The 26,839-nt window shown below is 37.9% G+C and carries 26 protein-coding genes; 8 read left to right on the top strand and 18 right to left on the bottom strand.

Going from position 1 to position 26,839, the window contains the following annotated elements; translation table 11 throughout:
- The first annotated feature begins 91 nt into the window (after positions 1-91).
- Positions 92-280, top strand: coding sequence for a 50S ribosomal protein L28 (gene rpmB, locus ACVWXS_RS00230; protein WP_049668398.1), 189 nt, complete (start codon positions 92-94; stop codon positions 278-280).
- A 579-nt stretch (positions 281-859) separates the two neighbouring features.
- Complete coding sequence (locus ACVWXS_RS00225) at positions 860-1,009, top strand: hypothetical protein (RefSeq protein WP_456955266.1); 150 nt, start codon at positions 860-862, stop codon at positions 1,007-1,009.
- 53 nt (positions 1,010-1,062) lie between these two features.
- Here ACVWXS_RS00225 and spoVM read toward each other — a convergent pair whose 3' ends face one another.
- The 15 genes from spoVM to ACVWXS_RS00150 form a co-directional block, all read right to left on the bottom strand.
- On the bottom strand, positions 1,063-1,164 hold the full coding sequence (gene spoVM, locus ACVWXS_RS00220; RefSeq protein WP_139114376.1) for a stage V sporulation protein SpoVM: 102 nt from the start codon (positions 1,162-1,164) through the stop codon (positions 1,063-1,065).
- A gap of 18 nt (positions 1,165-1,182) precedes the next feature.
- Complete coding sequence (locus ACVWXS_RS00215; protein WP_402986671.1) at positions 1,183-1,836, bottom strand: thiamine diphosphokinase; 654 nt, start codon at positions 1,834-1,836, stop codon at positions 1,183-1,185.
- Positions 1,833-2,501 (bottom strand): ribulose-phosphate 3-epimerase, encoded by a 669-nt coding sequence (rpe, locus tag ACVWXS_RS00210; protein WP_368635588.1) that lies wholly within the window; start codon positions 2,499-2,501, stop codon positions 1,833-1,835. The genes ACVWXS_RS00215 and rpe overlap by 4 nt, the downstream gene beginning before the upstream one ends.
- Before the next feature lie 2 nt (positions 2,502-2,503).
- Positions 2,504-3,388 (bottom strand): ribosome small subunit-dependent GTPase A, encoded by an 885-nt coding sequence (rsgA, locus tag ACVWXS_RS00205; RefSeq protein WP_402986669.1) that lies wholly within the window; start codon positions 3,386-3,388, stop codon positions 2,504-2,506.
- A gap of 11 nt (positions 3,389-3,399) precedes the next feature.
- Positions 3,400-5,376 (bottom strand): Stk1 family PASTA domain-containing Ser/Thr kinase, encoded by a 1,977-nt coding sequence (gene pknB, locus ACVWXS_RS00200; protein WP_456955263.1) that lies wholly within the window; start codon positions 5,374-5,376, stop codon positions 3,400-3,402.
- 2 nt (positions 5,377-5,378) lie between these two features.
- Positions 5,379-6,128, bottom strand: coding sequence for a Stp1/IreP family PP2C-type Ser/Thr phosphatase (locus tag ACVWXS_RS00195; RefSeq protein ID WP_223552766.1), 750 nt, complete (start codon positions 6,126-6,128; stop codon positions 5,379-5,381).
- A gap of 6 nt (positions 6,129-6,134) precedes the next feature.
- Positions 6,135-7,277 carry a 23S rRNA (adenine(2503)-C(2))-methyltransferase RlmN gene (gene rlmN, locus ACVWXS_RS00190; protein ID WP_456955261.1) on the bottom strand — a complete coding sequence of 381 codons (1,143 nt, stop codon included), beginning with the start codon at positions 7,275-7,277 and terminating at the stop codon, positions 6,135-6,137.
- Positions 7,277-8,638 (bottom strand): 16S rRNA (cytosine(967)-C(5))-methyltransferase RsmB, encoded by a 1,362-nt coding sequence (rsmB, locus tag ACVWXS_RS00185; RefSeq protein WP_427418505.1) that lies wholly within the window; start codon positions 8,636-8,638, stop codon positions 7,277-7,279. The genes rlmN and rsmB overlap by 1 nt, the downstream gene beginning before the upstream one ends.
- On the bottom strand, positions 8,635-9,576 hold the full coding sequence (fmt, locus tag ACVWXS_RS00180; protein ID WP_456955259.1) for a methionyl-tRNA formyltransferase: 942 nt from the start codon (positions 9,574-9,576) through the stop codon (positions 8,635-8,637). The genes rsmB and fmt overlap by 4 nt, the downstream gene beginning before the upstream one ends.
- 1 nt (position 9,577) lies before the next feature.
- Positions 9,578-10,072: a peptide deformylase gene (def, locus tag ACVWXS_RS00175; protein WP_068983202.1), complete on the bottom strand. Its 495-nt coding sequence runs from the start codon at positions 10,070-10,072 to the stop codon at positions 9,578-9,580.
- A 115-nt stretch (positions 10,073-10,187) separates the two neighbouring features.
- Entirely contained in the window at positions 10,188-12,602 is a 2,415-nt protein-coding gene (gene priA / locus ACVWXS_RS00170; protein WP_456955257.1) for a primosomal protein N', read from the bottom strand.
- On the bottom strand, positions 12,599-13,609 hold the full coding sequence (gene coaBC / locus ACVWXS_RS00165) for a bifunctional phosphopantothenoylcysteine decarboxylase/phosphopantothenate--cysteine ligase CoaBC (RefSeq protein ID WP_456955255.1): 1,011 nt from the start codon (positions 13,607-13,609) through the stop codon (positions 12,599-12,601). Before coaBC ends, priA begins: the two co-directional genes overlap by 4 nt.
- A 267-nt stretch (positions 13,610-13,876) precedes the next feature.
- A complete protein-coding gene (gene rpoZ, locus ACVWXS_RS00160; RefSeq protein ID WP_368635500.1) occupies positions 13,877-14,104 on the bottom strand; it encodes a DNA-directed RNA polymerase subunit omega in 228 nt (75 codons plus the stop codon).
- 4 nt (positions 14,105-14,108) lie between these two features.
- Entirely contained in the window at positions 14,109-14,726 is a 618-nt protein-coding gene (gene gmk / locus ACVWXS_RS00155; RefSeq protein ID WP_068983204.1) for a guanylate kinase, read from the bottom strand.
- 43 nt (positions 14,727-14,769) lie between these two features.
- Complete coding sequence (locus ACVWXS_RS00150; RefSeq protein WP_456955252.1) at positions 14,770-15,645, bottom strand: YicC/YloC family endoribonuclease; 876 nt, start codon at positions 15,643-15,645, stop codon at positions 14,770-14,772.
- A gap of 266 nt (positions 15,646-15,911) precedes the next feature.
- On the opposite strand from ACVWXS_RS00150, the gene ACVWXS_RS00145 reads away from it, so the two are divergent.
- Positions 15,912-17,609: an Rqc2 family fibronectin-binding protein gene (locus tag ACVWXS_RS00145; RefSeq protein ID WP_456955250.1), complete on the top strand. Its 1,698-nt coding sequence runs from the start codon at positions 15,912-15,914 to the stop codon at positions 17,607-17,609.
- On the opposite strand, the gene ACVWXS_RS00140 is transcribed toward ACVWXS_RS00145, so the two are convergent.
- Both ACVWXS_RS00140 and ACVWXS_RS00135 read right to left on the bottom strand, forming a co-directional pair.
- A complete protein-coding gene (locus ACVWXS_RS00140) occupies positions 17,592-17,738 on the bottom strand; it encodes a hypothetical protein (RefSeq protein ID WP_456955248.1) in 147 nt (48 codons plus the stop codon). The genes ACVWXS_RS00145 and ACVWXS_RS00140 overlap by 18 nt on opposite strands.
- Before the next feature lie 4 nt (positions 17,739-17,742).
- Positions 17,743-18,012 (bottom strand): hypothetical protein, encoded by a 270-nt coding sequence (locus ACVWXS_RS00135; protein ID WP_456955246.1) that lies wholly within the window; start codon positions 18,010-18,012, stop codon positions 17,743-17,745.
- Positions 18,013-18,906: 894 nt separating this feature from the next.
- On the opposite strand from ACVWXS_RS00135, the gene ACVWXS_RS00130 reads away from it, so the two are divergent.
- From ACVWXS_RS00130 to ACVWXS_RS00110, 5 genes are all read left to right on the top strand, one after another.
- Positions 18,907-20,565 (top strand): peptide ABC transporter substrate-binding protein, encoded by a 1,659-nt coding sequence (locus ACVWXS_RS00130; protein WP_456955244.1) that lies wholly within the window; start codon positions 18,907-18,909, stop codon positions 20,563-20,565.
- A 132-nt stretch (positions 20,566-20,697) separates the two neighbouring features.
- Entirely contained in the window at positions 20,698-21,627 is a 930-nt protein-coding gene (locus tag ACVWXS_RS00125; protein WP_368635505.1) for an ABC transporter permease, read from the top strand.
- The gene (locus ACVWXS_RS00120) at positions 21,627-22,547 is read left to right on the top strand and encodes an ABC transporter permease (RefSeq protein ID WP_402986646.1); all 921 of its coding nucleotides are present in this window, start codon (positions 21,627-21,629) and stop codon (positions 22,545-22,547) included. The genes ACVWXS_RS00125 and ACVWXS_RS00120 overlap by 1 nt, the downstream gene beginning before the upstream one ends.
- Before the next feature lie 14 nt (positions 22,548-22,561).
- The gene (locus ACVWXS_RS00115) at positions 22,562-23,617 is read left to right on the top strand and encodes an ABC transporter ATP-binding protein (RefSeq protein ID WP_402986644.1); all 1,056 of its coding nucleotides are present in this window, start codon (positions 22,562-22,564) and stop codon (positions 23,615-23,617) included.
- Entirely contained in the window at positions 23,610-24,536 is a 927-nt protein-coding gene (locus ACVWXS_RS00110; RefSeq protein WP_456955241.1) for an ABC transporter ATP-binding protein, read from the top strand. The genes ACVWXS_RS00115 and ACVWXS_RS00110 overlap by 8 nt, the downstream gene beginning before the upstream one ends.
- A gap of 459 nt (positions 24,537-24,995) precedes the next feature.
- Here ACVWXS_RS00110 and ACVWXS_RS00105 read toward each other — a convergent pair whose 3' ends face one another.
- Complete coding sequence (locus ACVWXS_RS00105) at positions 24,996-26,837, bottom strand: oligopeptide ABC transporter substrate-binding protein (protein ID WP_456955239.1); 1,842 nt, start codon at positions 26,835-26,837, stop codon at positions 24,996-24,998.
- Positions 26,838-26,839: the final 2 nt, after the last annotated feature.

Genomic DNA, 26,839 nt, shown 5'->3' with positions numbered 1-26,839 from the left:
GAACGTCATCGTATGTTAAATTATTATGGTATGTGAAATACCGAACTGAAATAATAATCTTTCAGCATAAACAGTAAGGAGGGAATACAACATGCCAAAACAATGTGTAATCACTGGACGTAAAGCTCGTACTGGTAACAACCGTTCCCACGCTATGAACGCTAGCAAACGTACTTGGGGTGCTAACCTTCAAAAAGTTCGTATCTTAGTAGACGGTAAACCAAAACGTGTATGGGTTTCTGCTCGTGCATTAAAATCAGGTAAAATTGAGCGCGTTTAATCGTTGCTTCCAAAAAATCGATTTGGCATTTGGCGCAAATCGATTTTTTTCTTTCTAATTACTGGGCAGACTACCAACCGCCTTTGTGAATATTTAGATAAAAGTAGAAGTTGTATTTAAACATCCTTCTAGTGGACGACCATAAATACAATGAAATGACTAAGCCGTTAGTAATTACAATCTCGTTGTAATTACTAGCGGCTTTCTTTACATATAACAGCCTCATGTCAGCACAACAATCGCCTGTTATCTAGAGAAATTAAGAATCTTCAATAGTTACTGCGATAATGTAGATAGAACAGTAAATATTCGACTAGTGTTAATCGGGTTTTTCTTAGTATTGAAAAATAAAATGGTAAAGGATATTTTTGCGAATGATGTGGCGCATTAAAAAAGGGTGATTTCTGTTTCTGGCTACTCGCTTCCTATGACCTATGAGCGAGCGTTGAACCACTTCCTTCACTTTGCTGTTGTTGCTGTCGCTTCGCTTTCGCACAGATAAAACATTGCTGGAGTTTCGTTTTATTACATTATATTAGAGTGAAATGCTAGAAGTTATACACTATGTGAAGTGGTTGATTGGAGTGGAGACTGGGCGACTCCTTGGGGATCAGCGTCACAGATGAGACCCTGCAGCGAAGCGAAGCGGCTCATCGGACGCCCCCAGGAAAGCGCCCAGTCGGAACGGAAATCAACCACTCGTTTTGCCGAGAGCCATACTTTATTTAATGATTTCCTTGACCATTTTGTTTTTCAACACTAAAAGAAAAATCCGACTAGTGTTAGTCGGATTTTTTTACTTTCTTTTCTTTTTTAAAAAGATTGATACACGTACGCGTAATACTACTCACAAATTTCGGTAGCTGGAACGTATATACTTTCAGGACCCTCTCCCCCTCACGCTAATCTATGCTTCTTATCATTAAACATATGCCTTGCGAGAAAGATATAGACCCTGAATTCCCTATTATTTCATTACTTGTAAAGCGGGATGTCCCTAGAGAGATTTCTTCATTTGTTGTTTCATATTTCACTTGCCTTAATGTCACATCTTTAATCGGCTCTTCATGTGCAAAAAAAGACAAATAACGATATTGCTCGTTTGCTTCTATGTTATGTTTGCCCGGCATTAAAAATTGCAACATATTTGCATGATTACTAATCTTCAACACTACCTGTGGATGCTCTTTTTGTAAGCGATACATCGAACGAACCGCTGCCTCATAATGATCTAAGCGCCCACCTGTAACACCTGTAAGAACAATTTCTAGCGGTGTATACGTCAAGGCTTTTAACAACGCTAAGTCCGTATCTGTTTCATTTTTTTCTTCCTGAAATCGTTGACTATCATTTGTATGAGTCATCACCATTTCGTATTCCTCTTGTGAGAGTGAATCAAAATCTCCTACTATGGCATGTGGTGTAATTCCTTGCTCAACCAAATAAAGTGCTCCTCGATCAGCTCCGATAAAAATGATATCATCTTGCTCTTTAAACGGTTTAAATGAACAGAGTTCCTCTTTTGGTCCACCTGCACAAACAACGACTGTTGTCATTCTTTTATCGCTGCCTCACCAGCAGCTAATATTTCCTGAAGTGCCGCTGTACGATCTTCTTTACTATAAATTGCCGAGCCAGCTACAAAAATAGTTGCTCCTGCTTTTGCACAAGGAATAATAGTCTCTGCATTAATACCACCGTCGATTTCAATAGCAATATCAAGATTACGTTCTTTAATAATAGCTGCTAATGCTTCAATTTTTGGTACTACAGAATGAATGAATTTTTGTCCACCAAAGCCTGGATTCACAGTCATGAACAACACCATATCAATATCCTCTAAAACATGTTGAATTGATTCTATTGGTGTATGTGGGTTTAATACAACACCCGGTTTGACTCCATATGAGCGAATTAACTGAATTGTACGGTGTAAATGACGGCAAGCCTCTACATGCACTGTAATATAGTCTGCTCCTGCTTTTGCAAATTGTTCTATATACTGATCAGGATTTTCAATCATTAGATGAACGTCCAACGGTAAATCAGTTAAAGGACGGATTGCATCTAAGACGATGGAGCCAAATGAAATATTCGGCACAAAATGACCATCCATTACATCAATATGAATAAGCTGTGCACCCGCTTTTTCTACTTCCTTTACTTCTTCTCCTAATTTAGCAAAGTTAGCTGCTAAAATTGATGGTGCTATTTGTATCATCATTAATACCTCGGCTTTCGATCCATAATTTCTTGTATAAATTGTTCGTAGTGCTTATAGCGATAATCACGAATTTCTCCCGTTTCCACGGCTGCCTTTACCGCACATTTTGGCTCCTTTAAATGTAAACAGCCTCTGAATTTACAATCCTCGGCAACTCGGGCCATATCAGGGAAGCATGCACCTAACTCTTCTTTTTCTATTTCATCAAAATCAAAAGAACTAAATCCAGGTGTATCTGCTAATAAACCGTCACATACCTCGATTAATTCGACGTGGCGTGTCGTATGTTTTCCACGCCCTAAGCTTTGTGAAATAACGCCCGTTTTTAAATTTAAATCTGGGATTAATGTATTTAGTAGTGTGGATTTCCCCACTCCAGATTGTCCTGCTAAAACAGATGATTTCCCTTTTAATATGGGCTGCAAGCGTTCAACTAATTCTTCCTCATCTTTATAGGTTTGCAGCACGGTATACCCCATGCTTTCATAATCTTCAATATAGCTTTGTAATTCCTCACGTTCATGCTCTTCTAGCAAATCCATCTTTGTTAAACAAATAATCGGATGGACATGAAATGACTCTAAAACAACTAAGAATCGATCCAGTAAAATGGTATTAAAATTAGGTTCTTTTACAGAAAAAACCAGAATACCTTGATCAATATTGGCAATCGGAGGGCGTACTAATTCATTTTGGCGATCCATAATTTTTTGAATGGTACCGTCTGACCCCTCTGTTTCCACTGTGTATTCTACAATGTCGCCAACGAGTGGGGATTCCCCGCGATTGCGAAATACCCCACGTCCTCGACATTGTATAAGCTGCTTTCCATCATATACATAATAATAACCGCTTAATGCTTTACGAATTTGGCCTTGCGCCATCCAATTCCCCCTTATTTAATATCATCATATCCCTTTTTTTCTTCAGCAATAATTTGCGAATCACGTATAATTTTATAGGCCGCTTCCTGCCCCTCTTCAATAACAAGCTGTATTTGGTATTGTGTATCAGCCGTGATCGTAAATTCCTTAAATGTTTCTAGTATAGAATGGTTTTTATCTTGAATATCAATTCGAATGGTTTGCTCCATACCTTCCTCTTTTGGCTCATATGGAATTTCCACAGTTTTCACCCAAGTTTTAACAGGTTTTTCAGCGGGTCCTTTACTTAAAACAACAGCTATTGTAGAGCCTGCTTCAACTTCTGCCCCTTCTTTTGTCAATTGTGAAATAACACTTCCAGCCGGTACTGTTTCATCAAAGTCTTCACGAGCAACACGCCATTTTAATCCTTTTCTACTTACATAGTCATCCATTTGAGCCTTCGTATAATTCACAACATTATCTACAGTCACCATTTTTACACCTGCGCTTACCGTAAATTTCATCGATGTATCTTTAGCGATTACCTCTTCTTGTGGTTGCGGCTCTTGTTCAATAATTTGTCCTTCTGGCGCTGTTGAATGCACGAAGCTAATTTGTGACTCTAAAAATTTATCCTTTAACATTGATTCGACTTGGCTGATTTGCTGCCCTCTATAATCATCCACTTTCGTCATTTCCACTCCAAGACTAACGACTAAGTCTACTTCCGTACCTTCTACACGCTCTGTCCCCTCCGAAGGGTCTGTTTCAATAACTTTATCCTTTTCAACGTTCTCATCAAAACGCTCCTGATGTTCACCAACAATAAAACCTTCAGCCTCTAATTTCTTAGTAGCTTCCTCAATTGTCAAATTAGTTACACTAGGTATAGGAATCCTTTTCGGACTAAATACATCTGTTGCAAATATCAGGAATAGAAGAATGGCAATGGCTGCTATTACTAATCCAGCGACATATATTGGCCATTTTTTCTTTTTCTTTACAGGCGCTGATGTCTCAACTGGCTTCTTAACTTCTGGTTTAGGCTTTACTTGCGTAATTGGTTCGATCGCTCTTGTCTTCGTTAAATCTTCATCTTTACGTACAACTGACTCTTTTATAATGGGAATTGCCTTTGTAACATCATCATCTACAGGTATGACAAATTTTGGTTCGTTGATACGATTTGGCGATAAAACTGTCTCTAAATCCTCTTGCATTTCCTCAACAGTTGAATATCGGTGCGATGCGTCTTTTGCAGTAGCCTTCAGCACAACATTTTCCAAGCTTTGTGGAATCGTAGCATCGAATGCGCGAACTGACGGTGTCTCCGCTTGTAAATGCTTAAGCGCAATCGAAACAGCTGATTCTCCTGAAAACGGTAATTCCCCTGTTAATAATTCATACAAAACAATCCCAAGTGCATAAATATCAGATTTATTTGTTGCTGTACCGCCACGAGCCTGCTCTGGTGACAAATAATGCACAGTTCCAAGCACGGAGTTTGTTTGTGTGAATGACGTTGCACTAAGCGTCATCGCGATGCCAAAATCAGTTACTTTCACATCGCCCTCAGCATCCATTAAAATATTTTGAGGTTTAATATCACGATGAATAATATGATTTTCATGAGCATTGGCAATTGCAGATGTTAACTGCTTCATAATATGCACACTTCTGGCAGGAGAAATTGGTGCAAATTCCTGTATGTACTGCTTTAATGTTTTTCCTTGGACATACTCCATTACAATATAATGTAGATCACCATCATCACCTACATCATAAACACTAACAATATTTGGATGTGTAAGACTTGTAGCAGAAAGTGCCTCACGTTGAAAACGTCGATGTAATTCATCCTCATTGGTAAAATCATAGCGCAATATTTTTATCGCTACATCACGGTTTAAAATCATGTCATGCGCCAAATAAACATTGGACATACCACCGCCACCAATGAGCTCTTTAACTTTATAGCGGTCACTAATTCGTTTGCCTACAAACATACTTACACCTCCTCATCTTGCCTTGTGAGTAGCACGAGGGAGATATTGTCTTCCCCCCCGCTTGCATTTGCTAATTCCACAAGTTTCCGTCCTTTTTCTTCTATTGAATCTGGATACGTAATAATTGATGCCATTTCATACACGGTTAGTTTATTGCTTAAACCGTCAGAGCAAATGAGTAAATACGATTCTGATGCTAAATCAACTTCATAAAAGTCAGGTTCAATCGTTTCTTCTGTACCAACAGCTTTTAAGATGAAATTTTTCTTTGGATGTGTCAACGCTTCCTCTTCACTTATTTCACCATTTTCAACGAGAACATTTACATATGAGTGATCTCTTGTTATTTGTTGTGCACCATCATCAAAGAAATAATACACACGACTATCGCCAACATGTGCGATAAAGCAATGATTATCTTCAATTAACACCGCAATAAACGTCGTGCCCATTCCTTTACAGTCTTCATGTGATAAAGAATAGTCATATATATTTTTATTTAATTGCTTAACTGCTTGTAATAACCATTCTTTTTTTGATGTTGTTGATGCAAAATGATGTGCCTCTGCCTGTAAAAAAACGGATTCTATCTGTTTCATTGCCATATCACTTGCTACATCGCCAGCATTATGACCTCCCATGCCGTCCGCTACAAGTGCAAGTGCAAGCCCGTCTGGACGTTTAAAAAAAGCCGCACGGTCTTCATTAATTGCTCTTTTTAACCCAATATCACTTTCGACTGTGTATTTCAACACTGGTCACCTCGTCTCTTCAGATCTCTCTTGCGCACGTAACTGTCCACACGCAGCTGCAATATCTGAACCTTGCTCTCGGCGGATCGTTACGTTTATACCATTTTTCTTTAAAGTTTTTTCAAAGGCAAAAATTTGACTACGAGATGTGCGAACATAATCACGTTCTGGTACGTAGTTTACAGGAATTAAGTTCACGTGGCATTTAATTCCTTTTATTAATGCAGATAATTCTTCAGCAACTTCAACTGAATCATTTTCACCAGACATTAAACCATACTCAAAAGTTACACGTCGGCCAGTTTTTTTAGTATAGTAACGGACAGCTTCCATTAATTCATCCAATTTGTAAGCACGTGCAATTGGCATTAGTTTTTGACGAGCCTCTTGGTTTGGTGCGTGCAAGGATACTGCGAAGTTGATTTGTAACTGTTCATCAGCAAATTGATAAATTTTCGGAACAATCCCCGATGTCGATACAGTGATGTGACGAGCACCAATGTTTAACCCTTTTTCATGATTGATGACTTTTAAGAAGTTCATCATTGCATCATAATTATCGAAAGGTTCTCCAATACCCATAATGACGATATGTGATACACGCTCGCCCACTTCATCTAAAGTTTGTTGTACTTTGACAACTTGCTCTACGATTTCCCCTGCTAGTAAGTGACGTTTTAATCCACCTAAAGTTGACGCACAAAACGTACAGCCAATTCGGCAGCCTACTTGTGTCGTCACACAAATAGAGTTCCCGTATTCATGACGCATTAATACAGTTTCAATAGAATAGCCGTCTTGTAATTGGAATAAAAACTTGATAGTACCATCTTTTGATTCCTGTTGAATAATTGTTGACAATGTCGTCAATACAAAACTTGCTTCAAGCTTGTCACGTAATCCTTTTGAAAGGTTAGACATTTCATCAAATGTTTTTACACGTTTATTATAAAGCCAATCAAAAATTTGTGCTGCACGGAATGGTTTTTCACCATTTCCCTTTAACCATTCTTCTAACTGTTCCGGCTGTAATGAGTATACCGATTCCTTTAAATTTGGTTTTTCTTTTTTCGCGCGTTGTACAGGCTTGTCTTCTGCTTCCTCAACTAAGTCGCTAATGCGCTCATTAAATTTCTCTTGATCCACCATTAGTTGGATTCTCCTTTTTTACGAAAGGCGGCAACGAAGAAACCGTCACTGCCAAAGTCTTGTGGAAAGACTTGAAGCATGCCATTTGCTTGCTTTTCCGCTAATTTTGTTGGTAAAGATTCTAGTTGTATAGCTTCCATTTCTGGATGCGTAGTTAAAAAGGCTTCTACAGTGCCTTCATTTTCTTTTTTATCGACTGTACATGTACTGTACACAAGCTTGCCACCAATTTTCAATACTTTTGTTGCAGCATTTAATAGCGCCAATTGTATCTTTTGGAGGTTTTCTAAATCTTCTTCTCGTTTTGTATATTTAATATCTGGCTTGCGGCGCATGACACCTAAACCACTACAAGGTGCATCGACTAAAATAGCGTCGAAAGATTCTAGTTGTAGAAAATCAGGTGCTTTACGTCCGTCAATCGGTGCAGTCTCTACTATATCAATCCCTAGACGATCAGTATTATGGTCGATTAAATCTAATTTATGAGGGTGAAGGTCGGTCGCTAAAATCGAACCTTCATTTTTCATAATTTCAGCTATATGTGTTGTCTTTCCACCTGGAGCTGCACACATATCTAAGACACGCATGCCAGAGGATGGATTCAAAACTTTTGCTGGAATCATTGAGCTTTCATCCTGAATGGTAATAAGCCCTTCTTGGAATGCCTTTGTTCGAGCTGGCTGACCATTTGTTACATGTAAGCATTCAGGCATCATATCGCTTTTTTTCGCTGTTAAGCCTTCCGCTTCTATGCTAGCAATCGCTTGATCAACGCTCACTTTTGTCGTATTTACACGTACAGTTTGTACTGGAGGCACATTATTTTCATGTAACATTTCAGATGCTATTTCAATACCATAATTCTCGACAAAACGTTGCACTAACCACTCCGGATGACTCGTTTCAATGACCAGACGCTCGATCGGATCTTTAATCTCATCAGTAGAAGCCACACCCTGACGTAAAATAGAGCGTAAAATACCGTTAACCATTGAAGCTATACCTTTGTGACCTCGTCGCTTGGCAATTTCTACAGCTTCATTCACCGCTGCATGTGGTGGTATACGAGTTAAATAATGCATTTGATATAAAGATAAACGTAAAAGCCAGCGCACCCAATGATCTACTGAACCACGAATAAATGGCTCTAAATAGTAGTCAAGTGTCATTTTAAATTGTAAAGTGCCGTACGTAATTTCTGTTAAAAGCGCACGATCCTTCGCTTCAATTTTATGGCGCTTTATCGTTTCATTTAAAAGTAAATTACTATAGGCTTGATTTTTATCCACTGCTAACAAAATAGAAAGTGCAGCATCACGCACATTTCCATCCCAAATTACTACGCTTTTTTTACTCATTTAAATTGGTCCCCAATCTGTAATTTAGAACCTGTACCACGCAAATATTCCTCTGCTGTCATGCGTTTTTTACCAGCTGGTTGCACATCATACAGGGCAAGTGTTGTTCCATTTCCTGCCGCTACTTCAAAATGATCCTTTGAAATCACAACGACCGTACCAGGAATAGTATCATGTTTTGCGTTACCAACCTTCGCCCACCAAATTTTAAAGTTCCCATCTTCAAATGTTGTATAGGCAACTGGCCATGGATGAAGACCACGTACTTGATTGTATAAAGTTGTAGCATCGTTTGCCCAGTCGATTTGTTCCTGTTCACGTGAAATATTGCTTGCAAAGGTTACTTGTGCTTCATCTTGCACAATACGACTATTTGTTCCATTTATAATAGAAGGAAGTGTATCTTTTAATAATTCACTGCCCACAGCACTTAGCTTATCAAATAGCAACCCCGTATAATCATCCTTTTCAATTGGGATAGCCTTTTGGGAAATGATATCACCAGCATCGAGCTTTTGCTCCATATACATAATCGTTACACCTGTCTCTTTTTCACCATCCATAATGGCTTGATGAATAGGTGCTCCACCGCGATATTTCGGTAAAAGTGACGCATGGACGTTAATGCAACCAAGCGGTGGTGCATCTAACAATTCTTTCGGCAAAATTTGGCCAAAAGCTGCTGTTACGATTAGGTCAGGCTGTAAATCAATAATTTGTTGTAATTCCTCTGAACCACGTAGCTTTTCAGGCTGAATAACGTGTAAACCTAATTCTAAAGCTGCTGCCTTAACAGGTGGCGGTGTTAGCACACGCTTACGCCCAACTGGACGATCTGGCTGAGTAACTACCGCTTTAATATCATAGCCTTCATGATGTAGCATACGCAAAATTGGCGCGGAGAAATCAGGTGTTCCCATAAAAATTATTGAAGTCATGTTATTCCTCCTCTTCAGCGTACATTGCTTCAAGCTCTTCTTCAGTTAGAATACGTTTGATTTTTGAATCAAATAGCACGCCATCTAAATGATCGATTTCATGTAAAATTGCTCGTGCATCAAAGCCTCCCGCTTCTAGCTCATATACACGTCCTTCACGGTCACACGCTTCAATTTTTACATAGTCAGGTCGTTCAACCTCACCGTATAATCCCGGGAAGCTTAAGCATCCCTCAATATCTACTTCAGCTCCATCCGTTACAATAACAGTCGGATTAATCATTTCTAAAATATCTCGTTCCTCGCCAAGCTCAACAATTGCAACGCGTAAGCCTACATCTATTTGTGGTGCTGCAATACCAACACCATCATATTCAACCATTGTGTCATATAAATCATCTAGTAAAGCAATAATTTCTTCATTAATTTCTGTTACTTCCGCACACGGTGTTGATAATACCTTTGCTGGATGTTCAACAACTTTTTTAATTGCCATATTCTATTCCTCATTTCTATATTTAAGGCATATACCTTGTCTAATTGTAACGCCACATCATAATCTAACTAGTTCATTTAAAAATGTCATCCCTGACTTTTGGTGATGAACTATTTTATATAGTTGACGGATCTAAATCTACCGTCATTAATATACCCTGTTTAATCCATTCCGCTCGATACATCGCTAGCAGGCGCTGTAATACAGGAATTAGATTTGGTTCAATTTTATATTTTATCAAACATTGATAGCGATATCTATTTTGGAGACGACTAATACTTGCTGTTGTTGGACCAATAATGGCAACCTGGTTTGATAAGTTTCCCCTGAGCCAATCTGCCGCTCGTCCAGCATACTCTGCAGCCATCATGACATCTTCATGAGATATTTGAACAAGCGCTACAAAATAATACGGTGGGTAGCCTGAGCGACGGCGTAAAAACATTTCACGTTCGTAAAACGGCTCGTAATCTTGTATTTTTGCCAATTCAATCGCATAATGCTCTGGCGTATATGATTGAATAATAACCTCACCACGCTTTTCATGACGGCCAGCTCTACCACTAACCTGCGTTAATAATTGGAATGTACGCTCCGCTGCACGGTAATCGGGTAGATGCAGAGATGTATCAGCACTAAGGACACCAACAAGCGTGATATTAGGAAAATCAAGGCCTTTAGCAATCATTTGCGTCCCGAGCAAAATATCTGCTTGTCCTTCCCCAAATGCCTGCAAAATTTCTTCATGTGCACCTTTTTGCTTTGTTGTATCAACATCCATCCGCAAAACCCTTGCCTCAGGAAATAGCTTATAAATTTCTTCCTCGACTTTTTGAGTTCCTGTACCAAAATAGCGAATATGCTCACTCTGACATTGTGGACATATTTGTGGAACACGTTCCTCATAACCACAATAATGACATTTTAATTTCTCTGTTGTTCGATGATATGTTAACGAGATGTCACAATTTGGACATTGCACAACCGTCCCACAATCACGACAAAGCACAAAAGAAGAATAGCCACGACGATTTAAAAACATCACCATCTGTTCTTTTTTCTCAAGTCTTACACGTATAGCATCAATAAGTTGCTCCGAAAACATAGAACGATTCCCTTTTTGAAGTTCTTCTCGCATATCGGCAATAAAAACAGTTGGTAACGGTTGATGCAAAGCACGTTGCTTTAAGGATAGCAAACTATATACACCCTTCTTTGCTCTCGCAAATGATTCAAGTGCAGGCGTTGCACTACCTAATATAACAGGGCATTTGTAAAATTCACTTCGCCATATCGCTACATCTCTAGCATGATAACGTGGTGAATCTTCTTGCTTATATGTTGATTCATGCTCTTCATCTAAAATAATAAGCCCTATATTTGTAAAAGGTGCGAAAATTGCTGAACGAGCTCCAACAACAACGCTCACCTTCCCTTGCTGAATTTTACGCCATTCGTCATACTTTTCGCCGACAGATAACCCACTATGCATCACGGCAACCATCTCACCAAAACGACTACGGAAACGTTCCGTCATTTGTGGTGTTAATGATATTTCAGGCACTAGCATAATGGCTTCCTTACCTTCATCTAACACCTTTTGTATTGCTTGCAAATAGATCTCCGTTTTACCACTTCCAGTAACGCCGTGAAGTAAAAAAGTTTTCGCTGTCTGTTCTTCCATCGATCCAACAATTGCCTTTAGAGCTACGTGTTGCTCATCCGTCAACTGTAAAGATTGTGTACGGGAAACCTCTCTCGTAAAGGGGTCACGATACACCTCTTCTTGTATAAAATGAGCGGCTCCTTTTTCAATAACTGACTGTAATACCGCGGAAGATGCACCTGTTTCCTCATAGATTTTCTGTGGCAAAAGGACCTCTCCAAGATGTCTGCCCATCCATTCAATTAGCTGGCGTTGTTTAGCTGCTCTCGCAGCACCTTCCATTGCTTTGGAGATATCTTGCTGCTTATCTGAAATTTTGACCATCCGTATTTCTTTCACATTGCCTTGCTGCTTCACAACATTTTCAATTTTTACAATTTTATTAGTGATAAGCTGTTTTAATAATGGAAGTAATTCTGAACGCTCGAACTCTTTGAAATTAGCCTGTTGTCGCTTACCGAAAATAGCCTTAGCCTCTTCCGGTAAAGCATCTTTGTCCTCTTGCATCATGATGATTTTTTCATACTTCGCTCGAAGCGCTGATGGAAGCATGACCTGCAAGGCATCAATTTCATAGCAAATCGTTTCGTTTTTCAGCCACTTTGCCATTGATAGCATTTCTTCCGTTAGCACAGGCTCTATATCTAAAATTTGCGCAATTAATTTTAATTTGTTAGATGGTACATCTGTGTTATTTTTTAATCCGACCACAAAGCCTAGCACATTTCTTGGTCCAAACGGTACTTTTACACGACAGCCCATTTCTATAATATTTACCCATTCTGTAGGTACTTCATAGTCAAATGGACGATCTACATGGTATGTCGAAACATCCACTATAACTTCTGCAATCAAAAAACTCATTGCTTCTCACCATCTAAAACATATGTCCAAAATGCTTTAGAAAACTGCGTGGCATCTGTCGTATCCCAAAATTGACCATTTACTTCTGCTGTGTCACTAAAATCAATCCACGTGTCAGATACGATTGTTAACATTTGATCCCCAATAACTTTTTGTCCAAAGGTTATAGTAGTCTTTCCTTCTACGGATAATATCGGTGCCCCTTCAATTGTAGGCGTATTTGCAGCATGAATAAAATATGCAGATGGATACTGTTTTTGATAATCCTCAAGTTGTTCAAAAAGCTTATGCACATTTGCTTCTTTCTCATTTATCAGGATAACATTTGCGCCAAGTTTTTTTGCTTCTTCTGCTATTGCTTGACCAATTCTACCATTCGCTTGTGTACTAATAACATGGTGCTCGTCCAATGGTACATAAAATGCTCCAGCTGTGACCACTACCGTTTTACCAGCTAGTCGCTTGGCCTTCTCTGAAAAAAATTCTTGCACAATCGCCGTTATTTTTTCTGGCTCCTCTAAACGACCTTTACCAACATAGCCACATGCCAAAAATCCTTCCGAAGGCTCAATAAATTGATAGCCATCAGATTTTAACTGAGCCAAATTTCGTTTTACCGCTGGATGGTCATACATATGTACATTCATCGCTGGTGCAAGCCATACAGGGGCAGTTGTTGCAAGCAATGTCGTCGTTACCATATCATCTGCAATGCCATTCGCCAGTTTCCCGATGACATTTGCAGTAGCTGGTGCAACTAAAATTAAATCTGCCCAATCGGCCAAATCAATATGGGCAATAACACTCGAATCCTTTTCATCAAAAGTATCGAAAAAAACATCATTTTTGGACATAACTTGAAAGCTCAGCGGATTCACAAATTGTCTTGCTGATGCTGTCATGATAACCTTTACATTTGCCCCTGCCTGAGATAGCTTGCTAACTAGAGCGACAGCCTTATAAACCGCTATACCACCTGAAACACAAAGTAAAATATTTTTATTCATGCACAATCGTCCTTTCAAATGATAAGCTCCCAAAGGAAAATTCCTCGGGAGCTCTCGACATTCTGTATAATCAAAAATCCACTGCTGACGATCAATTATGCCTCGGCATAATTGTGTTTGAACATCTGCTGAAAAGTAGCTTAAATCGGCATTTATCTCACCACCTAGAGAGGTGGGAAACTTCTGTACCTGTCGCTACGCTTTCGGTACAAAAGACTTTTGCTGAAAGAAGTTAACATTAATTTGGCAACAGCTTATTTATCAATGTTAGATTTCGTCTTCGTATACAGTTGACTCATCCTGTGACACTTTCGTAAGTACACCCGCTGCTACTTCTTCAAGTGCTTTCCCTACGTATTTATAAGAAACATACTTGTGTAAGCGTTCAGTGCCTTCTTCTTCTTGCATTTGACGAGCACGTTTAGATGCTAGACTTACTAATGAATATTTTGAATCGATTTCTTTTTTTAATCTATCTACTGATGGGTATAACATAGGTTTATTCTCCTCTCAACATTGACAAATATCTTTTTTCAACACGTTCTCTACGACAATGCTCGGCTTTAATAATCGCATTTATACGATCACAAGCATTTGTCACTTCATCATTTTCAACCACATAATCATATAGGCTCATCATTTCGAGCTCTTCACTTGCAGTTGCAATACGCTTTGCAATCACTTCTGCTGTTTCTGTCCCACGACCAACTAAACGGTCCTTTAGTTCTGTTAAGCTTGGTGGGGCTAAGAAAATAAATAATGCATCTGGTGCCTTTTTACGGATTTGTGCAGCACCCTGCACTTCGATTTCTAAAAACACATCACGTCCTGCATCAAGTGTTTCATTTACATAGGCTAACGGTGTTCCGTAATAATTGCCTACAAATTCAGCATGCTCCAATAAACCACCATGATCAATTAACGTTTCAAATTCTTCACGTGTCTTGAAAAAATAGTCTACACCATCTACTTCACCTTCGCGAGGATTTCGTGTTGTCATCGAGATGGAATACTCATAATTCGTATTCGGCTGAGAAAATAATTCTTTACGCACTGTCCCTTTACCTACACCAGATGGGCCAGACAGAACAATTAATAATCCACGTTCTTTTATCATTTTTTCTCTATATCTCCCTTAATTTATAACAGATACATGCGAGCTATTCGATATTTTGAACTTGCTCACGCATCTTTTCTAAAATTGTTTTCGCCTGAACCACTGCAATGGCCGCCTCTGTAGATTGATTTTTTGAACCAATCGTATTGATCTCACGGTGTATTTCTTGCATTAAAAAGTCTAGTTTACGGCCAACCGAAATCGTTTCTTGTAACGTTTCTTTCAGTTGATGAAAGTGACTATCTAATCGGTCCAATTCTTCGGTGATGTCCACACGTTCTGCAAATATCGCTACTTCTGCAAGTAGGCGATCTTCTAACAACGCTCCATCCGCCACTTCAGAAATTCGTTCTAATAATCGTGTACGATATTTTTCAACAGCAAGAGAGGAGCATGAACGAATCTGTTTCACTTGTTCCATTAACTGTTCTTTAAATTGTACAACAACATCTTGTAATTCTCGCCCTTCACGCTCACGCATTTGAATCAACTGCTCAATTGCTTGCGTAATAGCCTTTTCAACAGCCAAAAGTAAATCCTCAGGTGTAAGCTGCGGTTTTTCCTGTACAAGTGCTTGTTCAAGCGATAGTAGCTCTTGCATCGTCCATTTTTCTTCTAGTGGTACTTTACTTGCTAATTGCTCTTTTGCCTTACGATACGCTTCAATTAATGACCAATTAATTTCAATAGTTTGCTCGACGTTATCTAAGTCCTTAACGTATACCATCACATCAATTTTGCCACGTGACAAAGCTTGTGAAATTAACTTCTTTGCAAAAATTTCTGCTTCAAGCCATTCTTTCGGAAATTTTGCATGAATTTCTAAAAAACGATGGTTGACCGAGCGCATTTCTACGGTTAATTGAAAGTCTTTTGTTGTTGTGACACCTCTGCCAAAACCAGTCATACTACGCACCAAGGTTCGTCACACCTTTCTTTGCATACTGGGATTATTATAACATAAGCTCTGTCATTTATGACGTCTCTCCGCAAAAAATTAGATAGAGCAATAATTCTACCACAATTGAAGCTATATTTTAATATTCACCTAAAAAATGCTATGATAAACATAAGAAAAGTGCATTTGTGCTACTTAGACACTAACCTTGTGTAACAATGCACCATTAAAATATTAAAAAGACGAAAGTACCAAGATGCTTTATATTCTTGGGAAGAGGAATTCATATGGCATTTGATGGCTTATTTACTTATGCAATGACGGCTGACCTACAACAATTAGTAACAGGTCGGATCACTAAAATACATCAACCAAACGCTCAGGAGGTTGTTCTACATATTCGTGCGAACGGAAGCAATCACAAATTACTTTTTTCAATTCATTCTTCTTACGCACGTGTCCATCTTACTGAGCAGTCTATCGAGAATCCAGCAGAACCCCCTATGTTTTGTATGCTGTTGCGCAAGCATATAGAGGGCGGTTTTATTTCTTCTATTAAACAGCATGATTTTGATCGCATTATAATAGTAGAAATTCACAGTAAAAATGAAATAGGAGACCCTATTGTCAGGGAGTTGCATGCTGAAATTATGGGCCGTCACAGTAATCTGTTGTTAATAGATAAGGAGCAGGGAAAAATAGTCGACAGCTTAAAGCATTTGCCGCCTTCTGTGAATAGTTTTCGAACAGTGTTACCTGGTCAACCTTATATCGCGCCGCCTGCCCAAAATAAATGGCATCCTTTAGCAGTTACGGACGAACAGCTTACTAGTTTTTTCTCTGAACAAAAAACCGCTAAGGAAATTGTTGCGCAATTTGTCGGCTTCTCACCCAATCATGCAGAAGAATTATTGTTCCGTTTAACAGATGCAGATGATCAAGTAAATTGCTTTAAAAATTTTATTTCTTCCTTTAATAATGGTGGAACGGAGCCAATGTATGTCATCGCTAATAATAAAACTTACTTCTCACCAATCGCTCTAACACATTTACAAGGAGATGTAACGATTTATCCAAATGTACACGAGCTGCTTGACCGCGTATTTTTTGCACGAGCAGAGCGAGATCGCGTCAAACAGCAGGCAGGTGATTTAGAGCGATGGTTACAAAATGAAATTGATAAGCTTACATTAAAAACTAAAAAGTTAAATAAAGACTACGAACGTGCATCTAAACTTGATCAGTTCCAATTATATGGAGAATTACTGATGGCAAATATTTACTCGTTCGAAAAAGGTGTAAAGGAAGTAACTGTCGTTAACTACTATAGTGAGACTGGTGAAGACGAAATCACCATTCCAGTGAGCGAACGTAAAACACCGATTGAAAATGCTCAAAGTTATTACACAAAATATACAAAGGCAAAAAATGCCCTTATTATGGTTCAAGAACAGCTAGAAAAAACGAAGGAAGAAATAGCATATTTTGAAATGCTTGCTCAGCAAGTTCAACAAGCTGCCCCTGGGGATATAGAAGAAATTCGTGAAGAATTAGCAGAGCAAGGTTATTTAAAATTACGTCATGCAAGAAAAAAGAAAAAGCAAGTGAAGCCTGAGCCTGAACGCTATGTCTCTTCTACAGGTGTAGCCATCTCAGTTGGGAAAAATAACAAGCAAAATGACATGCTTACATTTAAAATGGCTAAACGTACAGATATTTGGCTACATACAAAGGATATTCCAGGCTCTCATGTTGTCATTCATACGAGTGAACCAGACGATACAACATTACGAGAAGCTGCTACTCTTGCTGCCTATTTTTCAAAAGCAAGAGACTCTTCCTCTGTCCCAGTCGATTACACAGAAATACGTCAGGTAAAAAAGCCAAATGGCGCTAAACCTGGTTTTGTTATTTACTTTGAACAAAAAACTTTATACATCGATCCAGATGAAACTGTCATTTTACAGTTAAAAAAACAGTCTTAAAAGTGGGAATACGATATGAAATGTATCGTATTCCTTTTTTAGGATCATCACCATAACATTTGATTGATTTTCGTTCCGACTGAGCGCTTTCCTAGGGGCGTCCGATGAGTCGCCCAGTCTCCACTCCAATCAATCACCTCACATAGCGTATGTTTTCTGACCTGTCACTTAAACAAACTTCAGCAAATTTGTGCGAAAGCGGAGTGGCTGGATGTTCCAAAATGCCAATCGCTGATAAAATGCAATGAATCGCTGATAACATCGTGAAAATCGCTGATAAAATGCCGTGAATCGCTGATAACATCAAGAAAACCGCTGATAAAATGCTATGTATCGCTGATAAAAATGCCGAGCCCCCATCACCTCGACGGTCAACATCATATTGCCCTGGGCGGCTTCTCATTCACCCACCTGCAACTGCTTTACTGTTTATTTTTAAAAAGCCTTTTATATAGAAATCATAATATGGTAAAATCGACCATATATATAGAAGTTAAGTAAATTTTCTACTCATTAAGTTCTACTGACACAGTTTTTTAGTAATTATCTGTAGAAGCCTTCCTCCTAAGCAGGACAAATGATTTTCTCCATAAAACAGCAACATAAAAGTACTTAGAAGCATGTATGTTTTTCCATTTACATACATAAAATTCTGTTCGCATATAATTAATAATATATAGTGTTTTTTCATACATAGTTGTATATGCAAGCAATGTGTAAATTATTTCAAAAAAATATATTTAACGAAAATACAATACACTTTTTACTTAATAAATGTTCATTTTTTCAACATTTACTCTATTTCTTCTTTTTTCTCTTTTATACTAAATAACCTTAGATAAATACAAAACAAGATTCCTATATATCATTAATAGCTAAAAATATTCATTCTTCGCAATTAGAAATTACAAAAAAATACCTGAACTTGAAGCTAAATCACTCAGTTTTACAATGATTTTCTACAAATTCATGCAAATCTCTCAAAGTATCACACCCATGACTATTGAATCATTTTTCGAATAACAATAATGTTATCTAAAGAATATGAATTTTCGGTATAATAAATCATTTTTTTATTTTTATTTTATTTTTGATATTCAGAACAAATAATTATCAAATTTTTATCATCATATTACTTTCACACACTAAAGTGATGAATCGAAAAAAATTATTATTCTATTAGATGTCAGATAATACTATATAAATTTGAATCTTTTTTATTTTGTGCAAATGATTTTTTTGGTATATTAAATAAGAGCTTCACAAAAGGCTTAAAAATTGTATAAGGGGGATTCACATGAATAAAAACAAAAAGTTTTTATTATTAACAGTCCTTGCAGTCTTTTCATTAGTACTAGCTGCATGTGGCTTCGGTGGAGATTCGTCTGAAAAATCAAAAGACGAAGGCAAAGATTCTGGTTCATCTGGAAAAGCTTCTCAAGAGTTAGATCTAGTAGTTGCTTCCGAACCACCATCACTACATCCACAATTAGCAACAGATTCAACTTCTAGTGTTATTCTTAAAAACATCTTTGAAGGATTAACAACACTAGACGATGATGCAAAACCAGTTCCAGCAGCTGCTGAAAGCTGGGAAATTAGCGATGATAAATTAACGTATACTTTCAAACTACGTGATGCTAAATGGTCAAATGGTGATCCAGTAGTTGCTGGTGACTTTGAATATGCGTGGAAATTTGCATTAAACCCTGATAATCTATCTGAATATGCTTCAATCCTTTATCCTATTAAAGGTGCTCAAGCTTACAATTTAGGTGAAGGCTCTGTTGATGCTGTAGGCATTAAAGCTCAAGACGAAAAAACTTTAGTAGTTACTTTAGAAAATCCAACACCTTACTTCTTAGAATTAACAGCATTTAAAACATATGCACCGTTAAATCAAAAAGTTGTTGAAGGCAAAGAAAACTGGTACGCAGATGCTGGTGAAGACTATGTAACAAACGGTCCTTTCACTTTAGCTGATTGGCAACACAATGCTACAGTTGTATTAGAGAAAAATGCAAATTACTGGGATGCTGATAAAGTATCTTTAGAAACTGTAAATATTGACATGGTAGAATCTGAAGCAACTGCAGCTACAATGTACAAAAATGGAGAAATCGACTACCTTGGAGCACCATTCCAATCTGTAGCTCTTGACTCAATTGATGAATTTAAAGAATCTAAAGTATTAAATATTGCTGACCAAGCTTCTGTTTATTGGTACAAATTCAATACAAAAGATAAAATCACTGGAAACGCTAACATCCGTAAAGCGTTAACATTAGCAATTGACCGTCAAGGATTAATTGACAACGTTACTAAAGGTGAACAAAAACCTGCATTAGGTATGGTTCCTATCACAGTTCAAGGCTTTGAAGAAGACCGCGGTTACTTCAAAGACAACGATATCGAAGGTGCTAAAGCAGCACTTGAAGCAGGTATGAAAGAACTTGGCATTAAAGATCCAAAAGACATTAAAATTAACGTTTCATTCAACACAAGTGAAGCACACGCTGCTATCGCTCAATTTATCCAAGAGGGCTGGACTAAAAACCTTGGTATTACAGTAGGTCTTGATAACTCTGAATGGCAAGTATATTTAGAAAAACTTAACCAAGCAGACTTCCAAGTTGGACGTATGGGCTGGATTGGTGACTACAATGATGCTTATACATTCTTAGAAATGTATGATACTGCTGCAAACGGTAACAACGATACTGGCTGGGAAAATGCTGAGTACAAAAAATTATTAGCTCAATCTAATAAGGAAACAGATCCTGCTAAACGTATTGAACTTCTAAAACAAGCAGAAAAAGTTGCTGTTTCAGAATTCCCAGTTGCACCTATCTACTACTACACGAACCTTTCTGTAGTACATGATAACGTGAAAAACATGAAAGCAGATAAACTTGGTAACATCCAACTTAAAGACGTTGTAGTAGAAGAAAAATAGTCTAATTCATATCGCTTATTTAGCTCTACAGCGAAGAGCTGCCTCGTAGCCACTTCGGCGCGAGTCAGCTCTTTTTAAAATACGAAGGCATATATTTGTCTGAAAATTGACAAATAGAAGGAGGAGTTTCATGTGATTAAATATATTTTGAAAAGGCTGATGTATATACTTCTCGCGCTTTTCGTCATCGTAACGGTTACGTTTTTCTTAATGCGTCTCGCTCCGGGTAGTCCTTTTGCGAGTGAACGTAATTTCCCCCCTCAAATTGAGGAAAAGTTAAACGAAACGTATGGATTAAATAACCCTTGGTATATTCAGTACAAAGATTATTTAATCGATACGGCCACTTTCAATTTCGGTGAGTCAATGAAATATAAAGCGCGTTCTACAAATGATATGATCAAAGAAAGTTTCCCTGTTTCTTTAACATTAGGGATTGAAGCTATGCTATTGGCAGTTGGATTCGGTATTTTAATAGGCGTAGTTTCCGCGCTTTATCATAATAAGTTCCCGGATTATTTGGCAACGTCCTTTGCGGTGCTAGGTATTTCAGTACCTTCATTTATTTTAGCGGGTTTAATGCAGTATTTCTTATCCTACAAACTAGGCTTGTTCCCGGTAAGTGGATGGAAAGGCTTTATTTATAGTATATTGCCGGCTCTTGCAATCGCTTTCAGCCACATGGGCTTTATCGCAAAATTAACACGTTCAAGTATGCTTGAACAAAATAATAGTGATTATGTAAAAATGGCACGTGCAAAAGGACTTGGTAAATGGACAATCGTCTTCCGTCATACTTTACGTAACGCTCTACTTCCAGTGGTGACATACTTAGGTCCTTTAACTGCAGGTGTTGTAACAGGTAGTTTCATAGTTGAACAAATTTTTGCTATCCCAGGACTAGGTAAACACTTTGTACAAAGTATTACAAACCGTGACTATACAGTAATCATGGGTACGACTGTGTTCTATTCCATCATCCTTTTATTTGCAGTATTAATCGTTGATATTCTATATAGTGTGATTGATCCGCGAATTAAACTGAAAGGAGCGAAAAAATAATGACACAGCAACAAATTGAAAAAGATAAGTTTAAAATTGTCGGTGGTAATCATGAAGCAACGGAAAAATTAGCTGATAAATCAGTCTCCTTTTGGAAGGAAGTATTTCTCCGTTTCTCTCATAACAAAATGGCCATCCTCGGGATAATCATTTTAATTATTATTATTTTAATGGCTACTTTCGTGCCTATGTTCTCTCAATATAAAGCAAGTGATCAACTTGGTGTGTATAATGCCCCACCATCTGCTGAATTTTGGTTCGGAACTGATGATTTAGGCCGTGATATTTTCGTTCGTATTTGGGAAGGTGCACGTATTTCATTATTCATCGGAATCGCTGCAGCTATCATCGACTTAATTATTGGTGTTATTTGGGGAAGTATTTCTGGTTTAGCTGGTGGACGCGTTGATAATATTATGATGCGTATTGCCGATGTTTTAACAGCTGTACCTTACCTATTAGTAGTAATCGTACTATTAGTTGTTATGCAGCCTGGTTTAGTTCCTATGATTATCGCACTTTCAATTACGGGTTGGATTAACATGGCTCGTATTGTACGTGGTGAAGTATTATCGATTAAAAATCAAGAATATGTTCTAGCTGCTCGTACTTTAGGTGCTAGCACTGGTCACCTAATTATTAAACATTTAGTTCCTAACGCACTTGGAGCGATTTTAGTAACGATGACATTAACAATTCCATCTGCGATCTTTACAGAATCATTCCTAAGTTATCTTGGCCTTGGGGTTCCTGCTCCAACAGCTTCTTGGGGTACAATGGCTTCTGAAGGGAATAAAGCGATTGGTAATGCTCCATGGCGTTTGATTTTCCCAGCAGTGTTCATTTCACTTACAATCTTTGCATTTAACGCAGTTGGTGACGGCTTACGTGATGCATTAGATCCAAAACTACGTAAATAAGGAGGTGGCCGACAATGAGTAAAACTATTTTAGAAGTAAAAGATTTAAGAATAAACTTTAAAACGTATGCAGGACTTGTTCACGCTGTTCGTGGCGTAAACTTTGACCTAAAAGAAGGTGAGACACTCGCAATCGTTGGTGAATCTGGTTCTGGTAAAAGTGTTACGAGTAACGCATTAATGAAACTAATTCCACAGCCACCTGGTATTTATGCGTCAGGACAAATTTTATTTAACGGCCGTGATTTAGTTCCGTTAAGCGATAAAGCAATGTCAAAAGTACGCGGAAATGAAATTGCTATGATTTTCCAAGACCCGATGACAAGTTTAAACCCAACTATGAAGGTCGGACGTCAAATAACCGAAGTTATTTTACAACATAAAAATGTATCTAAAGCTGATGCTAAAAAACGTGCAATCGAGCTATTAACTCAGGTAGGCATCCCCTTCCCTGAAAAACGTTTTAACCAATACCCGCATGAATTTTCAGGCGGTATGCGTCAACGTGTTGTTATTGCCATTGCACTTGCAGCTGATCCAAAGCTTCTAATTGCCGATGAGCCAACAACAGCATTAGACGTTACAATTCAAGCGCAAATTTTAGAGCTAATGAAAGAAATCCAAAAAAATTCGAAAACATCTATCATTTTCATTACTCACGATTTAGGTGTCGTTGCAAACGTTGCTGACCGAGTGGCAGTTATGTATGCAGGCCAAATCGTCGAATATGGTACTGTTAATGATATTTTCTATAATCCGAAACATCCATATACATGGGGTCTACTTGGTTCAATGCCAGACTTAGATAACGATACGGATGAGCTATTACGCACGATTCCTGGTTCACCACCGGATCTGATCAACCCTCCAAAGGGCGATGCGTTTGCTGCTCGTAATGAATTCGCAATGGCTATTGACTATGAACAAGAGCCTCCGATGTTCCAAGTAAGTGACACACACTTTGCTAAAACTTGGTTGTTGCATCCTGATGCGCCAAAAATTCCGCTTCCAGATGCAGTTGCTAAACGTATTGATGGCTATTTAGCAAAGGAGGCACAAGAAAATGACTAAATCGGGTGCAAAAAAAATTCTTGAAATCAAAAATTTAAAGCAGCATTTCGGTTCACCAAGTAACCCTATTAAAGCTGTCGACGGTATTAGCTTCGATGTATACGAAGGTGAAACGCTCGGTCTTGTAGGTGAATCGGGCTGCGGTAAGTCAACAACTGGTCGTTCCATTATTCGCCTGTATGACATTACAGATGGTGAAATTATTTTCGACGGCGAAAATGTTCATGGGAAAAAATCTAAAAAAGAATTAAAGAATTTTAATAGTCAAATGCAAATGATTTTCCAAGATCCATACGCTTCTTTAAACCCTCGTATGACAGCAGGTGAAATCATTGGTGAAGCCTTTGATATTCACGGTCTACACAAGGATAAAAAAGCACGTCGTGAAAAAATTAATCAACTACTAGAGGCTGTTGGCTTAAACAAAGAGCACGCAAACCGTTATGCACACGAATTCTCTGGTGGTCAACGTCAACGTATTGGGATTGCTCGTGCACTAAGCTTAGATCCTAAGTTTATTATCGCCGATGAGCCAATTTCAGCACTTGACGTATCGATTCAAGCACAAGTTGTTAACTTATTAAAACAGCTACAAAAAGAACGTGGTTTAACATATCTTTTCATTGCCCATGACTTATCAATGGTTAAGTACATCAGTGACCGTATTGCTGTTATGTACCGTGGTAAAATTATGGAAATCGGTAAAGCAGATGATATTTACAATCACCCTGTCCATCCGTATACAAAATCATTATTATCGGCAATTCCACTTCCTGATCCAATGTCAGAAAAACGCCGTCAACGTATTCCGTACAAGCATACAGAGGTTGACGATAGCGCAACATACCATGAAGTAGGCGATCAGCATTACGTTTATGGTACAGCGGATCTTGTGAAAACTTGGGTTGCTAATCGATAACTATCAGAACTCTCATTAACAGTATAAACGCTGTTGATGGGAGTTTTTTATTGCTTTAATGCTCTGCTACTTATATTCAACCAATAGTGTTAATTCAATAAAGTGAGATAATATGAAAAGAGTGTGGAAATGATTATCGCTGCTTTTGTCTTACTGCATTTATAGTAGGTCCCAGCGTCAAGGTTGTTTCTTATGCTAGTGTATATCCTCCAGCATTTGGTTTTAAGCCTTACAAAGACAGATCTTATCTACAAAGTAATTTCAGTCAACAACCTACATACAATCAGGCTGTTGTTTTGTATTATGATTGATATCATCTTTAATTTTCATTGATATATCAGATGTTAAATTGTATACAATATGTTGATTTAAATTTTTTACTATACCTATTCTTTTGGTACCTTTATTTTTAAAAAACAGCTTTTCTTGTGACAAGAAAAGCTGTTTTTTGATTTTAAACTATTTTAATGGTTGGTCAGCTACTAATTCTACTGTGTGAAGATTTTCAATAGAACCATTCTCATGAGCTGCATCGTAATTTTTCACACGTTTGTTTACTGGAATGATTTCCGTACGGAAGTACATTGGAATTGTCGTTGCTTGTTCGCTCATATATTCTTGCCATGTACGGAATGCTTTCGAACGATATTTTTCTTCCTTTGGTTTATCAGAATTCATATCTTCTAACGCTTTATCAGAATCGATATCTTCTAACATTGTAGTTAATTCGCTTGAAACGAAACGACTCATGTTAAACTCTGCACCCTCACTATATAGACCTATCGGAGATGGGTTTGTGCCTGTTCCCCACGCTGCCATAAACATATCGATTTCTGGATCATCAGCCTGTACTTTATCATAGAAGCTGTTGAATTCAATTAGACGACCAGTAGTTAATTCTACATTTAACCCAACATCTTTCCAGTTTTGGCGATAGTATTCAGCAATTGCTTCATCTGTATCTGAACCAGACATTGCTGCTAAACGAATAGTGAATTTTTTCCCGTCTTTATCTTCACGGATTCCGTCGCCATCTTTATCCTTATACCCAGCTTTATCTAATAATTCCTTAGCTTTTTCCGGATCATAGTGATAGCCCTCTAACGTATCATCATAGTAAGATGCAAACACTGGTGGAATTAATGAGTTTGCTCTTACACGTAGACCTTGATAGAATTTCTCTGTAACTGATTCAATATCCATCGCATAGCCAATCGCTTGACGTAAATTTACATCATTCATTTTTGACTTCTCATCAAAAATATTTTTACTACTCACTTTATCATATTTCCCTAATTTAAACCCTACATAAGAGTATGCTAACTCAGGACGACCTAAAAGCGATACATTTGAAAGATCTTTTACACCATCATATTGATTTGTTGGGAATGAAGTTGCTATATCATATTTCCCTGTTTTCATAGCTTCACCGATTGAAGTTGAAGGAACCACTTCGACAACTACCTTATCTAACTTTGGCTTGCCTTTAAAATAGTGTTCATTTGCTACAAATTGTACAGACTCACCATTAACAATTTTGTCATATTTAAATGCGCCAAGTGTTACAGGATTTTTACGAACTGCATCTGAAGAAATTAGATCTTTAACAGGGATTGACTCTAGCTGATGCTTCGGTGCTGCATACGCCCATAACCCATCCCCAATTGAATAAATAGCTGGTGACACTTTCTTGAACGTAATTTCAATTGATTTTTCGTCGATTTTTTTAATACCAGAAATTGTTTTTGCCTTTCCATCATGATATTCTTCTGCACCAACAATATTTTTGAAGTCGTCATCATAGCGTACTCCTTCGTAATCAGGATGACCTATAATTTCGTATGGGTAAATTAAGTCATCCGCCGTTAATGGTTTACCATCAGACCACTTAACGTCCCCTTGAATAGTAACCTTTGCTTTCTTGTTGTTAGCATCAACATCTAATTTTGCAATACCTGTATCTTTTATCTGAAAATCTCCATCCAATTCAAAAAGAACATTTGTTGCGTATGCCATAATTTCTGAATCGTATGCATCATCATATAATTCCCAAGAGAAAACTCCTTTGAAAGGCGTATCTGTTACAAGACCTACTTTTAAAGTACCACCTTTAATAGCATCCCCTTCATTTGTTACATCCATAGGAAGCGTGTTTGTATCCACTTTATTATCTTCTGTTTGTGCTGGTTTGTCTTTGTTACCATCATCCGTTTTAGCCGAATCTTTATCGGCATTATTGCAGGCTGCCAATACAAGCATCACTGCGAAAATAACGGATAGTATTAACCAATTTTTTTTCATAG

Source organism: Lysinibacillus sp. TE18511 (genome assembly GCF_054062295.1).
The sequence above is the reverse complement of the archived record's forward strand: the minus strand, read 5'-3'. Positions and strand labels throughout refer to the sequence as shown.